The following is a 5,270-nucleotide window of genomic DNA, read 5'->3' on the forward strand; positions in this document are numbered from 1 at the left end:
TTATACCACTTGCAGTTTTTTCTTCAGCTTCTAGTTTTTTTATAACTATTCTATCAGCTAATGGTCTTATTTTCATATTTTTACCTCCTAAGTAAATATTTATATGTAAAATAAAATATACTATAGTACTTATCACTCTCTAACTTAGAGTGCTAATAATTATTATAGTATATCAATTATATCTAATTTTCAATAGTTTTTAAAAAATTTTACAGTATTGGTGAAAATAGCCTAGATATTGATTCTTTCACCTTTTTAATAGTACTTCTATTTTTAAAATCTTCTATTTTTAACTCTTCACTATTTTTCATATCATCTAAAAAATCCTTAGTCATAATGTCGATTATATTTTTATCATATATAAATGCATTTATTTCAAAATTCAACATAAAACTTCTTAAATCCATATTTGCAGAACCTGTAGAAGTTATTTTATCATCTATTATTATAACTTTTGAATGTATAAATCCTTTAGTATATAAATATACCTTGCCTCCAGATTTCAGTATGTCATTAAAATAAGAATAAGATGCAGTGTTAACAATTTTATGATCTGCAATTTTTGGAAATATTATTCTAACATCTACTCCACTTAAAGCTGCACTATTTAAAGCTTTTAATAAGCTCTCATCTGGTATAAAATATGGTGTTTCTATATATATACTTTTTTTAGCCTGACATATAGCAGAAAAATAAGCGTAATGTATAGATTCCCAGTCACTATCAGGACCACTTGCTACAACTTGAACCATAGCATTTCCACAGTGTTCTATTTTAGGAAAAAATCTTTTAGTTAAAAGAATCTCTTTTGTTGTATAATACCAGTCTGTTAAGAAAATCATTTGAAGCATATACACCGAAGTTCCTTCTAATCTTATATGAGTATCTCTCCAATAACCAAACTTTTTATTCATACCTAAATACTCATCGCCTATATTTATTCCACCTGTGTAACCTATATGACCATCTATTACTGCTATTTTTCTGTGGTTTCTATAGTTTAATTTTCCGCCTAATATAGGGAATCTATTTGGTATAAATGGATGAATTTGTATATTATACTTTCTCATTTCATTAAAGAACTTCCTATTAAACCAAAATCTCCAACATCCTACATCATCATATAAAATTCTAACCTTTACACCTTGTTTTGACTTTTCAATTAGTGCATTTTTTATCTTTCTACCTATTTCACTTTCTTTTATGATAAAATACTCTAAATGTATATATTCTTTAGCATTTTCTATATCCTTAAGAAGTTTTTCAAATTTTTGATTTCCATCAATATAAACTTCTATATTATTATTAGTTGTGAATGGAAACATTCCTGTATTTAGTAATAAATTTATAACTCGTCTTTTTGCAAAGTCTTGATCATTAATATCACTAAGTATTGTATTATTCTTTATAGAATTTTGTTCTAGTATTACTAACTCTTCTATCTCTTCTAAATTATTAAATAAATTCTTATCCTTTATATCAGTTGCTAGCTTTTGAGTCTTAAGCATTTTTCTCTTTCGTATATTTCTACCAAATATCGCATATATTACAATTCCTAAACCTGGTAATAATATAAATATTAATAACCAAGTCATAGTTTTAGCTGGATCTCTATTTTCAAGTATTATAGTCATAGATATTAGTGCGCCAGCGATGTAAGATATGATTATATAACTTAAAAACAAAATACCTCCAACACTCATAAGAAGTCTCCTTTTATTATCTTCCTATGCCAAGCTCCCTTGCATAGTAAAATAAGTATTGTTGTGCAAACCCAGATAATTCTTTAAATTTATCTATAGCATATGACCTTATTTTAGGTAAACTCATATCTTCTTCTACATAAAATTCTTGCATAACTCTTTTTACCCATACATCTACAGGGAATGTGTCATATTTTTGCATTCCAAATAGTGCAATACAGTCTCCAACTTTAGGACCAACTCCATTAAATTTTAATAATTCCTTTAAACATTCTTCAGTACTTAATTTAGTATATTCAGATATATTCTCATTGTTTAAAGTAACATTGTCTGTCGTACTTTTTATATATTTATCTCTAAATCCTGTCTGACATGCTCTTATTTGTTCCTGGCTAGCTTTACTTAATTGTTCTGGAGTTGGAAAAGCATAGTATTCTTTACCATTATATTCACCAATATATGTTCCAAATTCTCTTGATAAATTATTTATAGCTTTTTGGATCATAGGTATTCTATTGTTTGATGATATTATAAAAGATATAAGCATCTCCCATCCATCTTGCTTAAGTATTCTTATACCATCACCAAATTCTGTAGCTTTTTCTAAATATTCATCCATATTTTTTAGTATGTTTTTTATTTTTCCATAGTCTGTTCCTAAGTCAAAATACTCAAACCAAATGTTATTAAAGTCTTCTAAATTAGTATTCTTTAAAATAACTTTATCTCCTTGTTTTGAAACATTTATTACTCTTCCTTTTGCTACACCTGTGTAAGATTCATCATCTTCTTTAATCCATCTAAAGCATTGACCACATTCAAATATATGCTTTGGATCAAAATCTTTTATATCTTCTAATATAACTGTATTATCTTTTTCATAAACTTTCATAAATTAATACTCCTCATTGTAAATTATCATAAATTTATTATATTTTTAATTTACCCATATTTTACATAAATTAAATAAGTTAATTTAATTTATATATAAAATAAAAAGTCTAGAGTAGTATTTTAATTTTTTTTCTGCTAAAATACATAAGACATTATTTTTAGAGGGTGATTTTGCATGAATAATAGAGGTATATTTATAGCCGTTGAAGGACCTATAGGTGTAGGGAAAACTACATTAGCTAATATACTTAACCAACATTTTGGTTATACTCTTTTAAGAGAAATAGTAGAGGAAAATCCTTTTTTATCAAAATTTTATACAGATATTAAAGAATATGCTTTACAAACAGAAGCATTTTTTCTATTTAATAGATTTAAACAATTAGAAGATATTGAAAAAGATATATTATGCAAATCTAAAGGAGTAGTAAGTGATTATCATATAATAAAAAATCTTATATTTGCAGGAATAACACTTGATAAGATGCAATTCCATAGATATAAGCAAGTATACAATATATTTGTTAATGATTTACCTCAACCAGATATTATAATATATTTAAATTCTAATACAGACGTTCTTATGAAAAGAATAGCAATGAGAGATAGAAGTTTCGAAAGACAAATGGACAGAAACTATATTGATGGATTAAGTACGGAATATAAATACTATTTTAATCCACTATCTATAAAACATAATTTTATGGGTAAAGAACCTATTATAATAGAAATAGATAATTCTGATTTAGATTTTTTAAATAAAGAAGAAGATAGAAAATTTATAATAAATAAAGTAGAGGAAGCAATTTCAACTTTGGGAGGAAATACGACATGTTCAAATTAGTAAATCAATGCAATAAGCCTTTAAATAGGGATTTATTCATAACAGTAGCCGGTAATGTTGGTGCTGGTAAATCAACTTTAACTAAATTAGTTTCAGAGAGACTTGGATTTGAAGCACATTACGAAAAAGTAGATGGGAATCCATATTTAGAAGACTTTTATAAGGATCAAGAAAAATGGGGATTCCACTTACAATTATACTTCTTAGCTCAAAGATTTAAGCAACAAAAAGAAATAGATAGTAATGGATTAAATAATATACAAGATAGAAGTATATATGAAGATGTAGAAATATTCGCTAGAAATCTATATGATAATAATAAAATGACAAAAAGAGATTATATAACTTATAGAGATTTATTTAATGATATGGTTCCTTATTTAAGAAGACCTGACTTAATGATATATCTTGATGGCTCTTTAGATTCTATATTACATAGAATAAAACTTAGAGGTCGTGATATGGAGAAATCTGTTGATATTGAATACTGGAAGAACCTTCATAATAGATATGAAAAGTGGATTGCTGAATATGATCAATCACCTGTTTTATATGTTAATATAAATGAAGTTGACTTAATAAATAACCCAGAACATTTAGATTTATTATGCGATAAAATAAAAGAAATACTAGGAATGTAATGTATTACATTCCTAGTATTTCTTTTATTTTACATATATTTAGTAATTATAAAAGTATTGATATTAAGACCACAGCAGTAGSTAMTTATAAAAGTATTGATATTAAGACCACAGCAGTAGCTACTTGTAATATACCTATAAATAAAGCATATAATGACATTGACTTACCTTGCTTTATCAATTGTCTTAAATTAACTCTAAGCCCTATGGCTCCTAATGCTATTATTTCAAGTTTATTGCTTATAATTTTAAATAAACTTGAAACTTCTGGAGTTATTATATTAAATGTAAATAATGCACATGTTATAAAAAATCCTATAACATACCATGGTATTTTTATTTTACCATTTTTGACATCTGATACTTCTTCTTTTAATATTTCATTATTATTTTTTTTCTTTATATATCCAAGTACAAATACTACCACTACTAAAAATATAATTCTTACTATTTTAAATATAGTAGCTAGTTCTTTAACATGTTCATTTACCATCTCTCCACTAGCAACAACTTGACCTACCGATTGAAGTGTTCCACCTATCATAGCTGATGTTTTTACAACTTCATGATTATATAAGTATCCACATATAACTGGAAGTAAAAACATTAAAAATATCCCTGTGATATTTACTACGGTAATAGCTATGCCTTTATCATCATCACTCGCATCTATAACTGGAGCTGTTGCAGCAATTGCAGATGAACCACATACTGCATTTCCACTTGCCATAAGCATTCTAAAGTTTTGACTAAAACCTAATTTCTTACCTATATACATAGCTCCAACTATTGTAACGCTCATTTGAATAATAATAAAAAATATTCCATTAAATCCTAATTGCATTAATTTTGTTATACTTAAAGTTCCTCCAAGTAATACTATAGAATATGATAACAAATTAGTTTCAGAAAATTTATATCCACTTTGAAATACTTTTTGTCCTAAAAATAAATTTCCTACTAGCATTCCTAAAAATATTGCTATAGTACCTGCACCTAAACTTGGTGCAAACTTCGATAATCCCATACTAATTAAAGCTATTATTATAGCTACTATAAAGCCTGGTAATATATCTTTAATAGTATTTAATATTTTGCTGTCTCTAATCATAATTCTGACTCACCTCTAAAATATTAATTATGTTATATATCTAAATCAAATAAATATAAATTTTAAATTTAATATAA

General features: G+C 25.9%; 5 protein-coding genes and 1 pseudogene. 2 read left to right on the forward strand and 4 right to left on the reverse strand.

Features of this window, described 5'->3' with window-relative positions:
* Position 1: 1 nt before the first annotated feature.
* The 3 genes and pseudogenes from G3997_RS11740 to G3997_RS09760 all read right to left on the reverse strand — a co-directional run.
* Positions 2 to 76, reverse strand: a pseudogene (locus tag G3997_RS11740) (co-chaperone GroES); the annotation flags it as partial.
* Between the two features lie 133 nt (positions 77 to 209).
* Positions 210 to 1,703, reverse strand: coding sequence for a cardiolipin synthase (cls, locus tag G3997_RS09755; RefSeq protein ID WP_296645575.1), 1,494 nt, complete (start codon positions 1,701 to 1,703; stop codon positions 210 to 212).
* A 16-nt stretch (positions 1,704 to 1,719) separates the two neighbouring features.
* Positions 1,720 to 2,595 (reverse strand): DNA-3-methyladenine glycosylase family protein, encoded by an 876-nt coding sequence (locus tag G3997_RS09760; RefSeq protein ID WP_296645576.1) that lies wholly within the window; start codon positions 2,593 to 2,595, stop codon positions 1,720 to 1,722.
* A gap of 177 nt (positions 2,596 to 2,772) precedes the next feature.
* On the opposite strand from G3997_RS09760, the gene G3997_RS09765 reads away from it, so the two are divergent.
* Positions 2,773 to 3,441, forward strand: a complete 669-nt coding sequence (locus tag G3997_RS09765; protein WP_296645577.1) for a deoxynucleoside kinase — start codon at positions 2,773 to 2,775, stop codon at positions 3,439 to 3,441.
* A complete protein-coding gene (locus G3997_RS09770) occupies positions 3,429 to 4,082 on the forward strand; it encodes a deoxynucleoside kinase (RefSeq protein ID WP_296645578.1) in 654 nt (217 codons plus the stop codon). Before G3997_RS09765 ends, G3997_RS09770 begins: the two co-directional genes overlap by 13 nt.
* 85 nt (positions 4,083 to 4,167) lie before the next feature.
* Here the strand turns inward: G3997_RS09770 and G3997_RS09775 are convergent, their stop codons facing one another.
* Positions 4,168 to 5,193 (reverse strand): YeiH family protein, encoded by a 1,026-nt coding sequence (locus G3997_RS09775; RefSeq protein ID WP_296645579.1) that lies wholly within the window; start codon positions 5,191 to 5,193, stop codon positions 4,168 to 4,170.
* Positions 5,194 to 5,270: the final 77 nt, after the last annotated feature.

The sequence above is a fragment of the Romboutsia sp. 13368 genome, assembly GCF_018336475.1.
Lineage (GTDB): Bacteria > Bacillota > Clostridia > Peptostreptococcales > Peptostreptococcaceae > Romboutsia.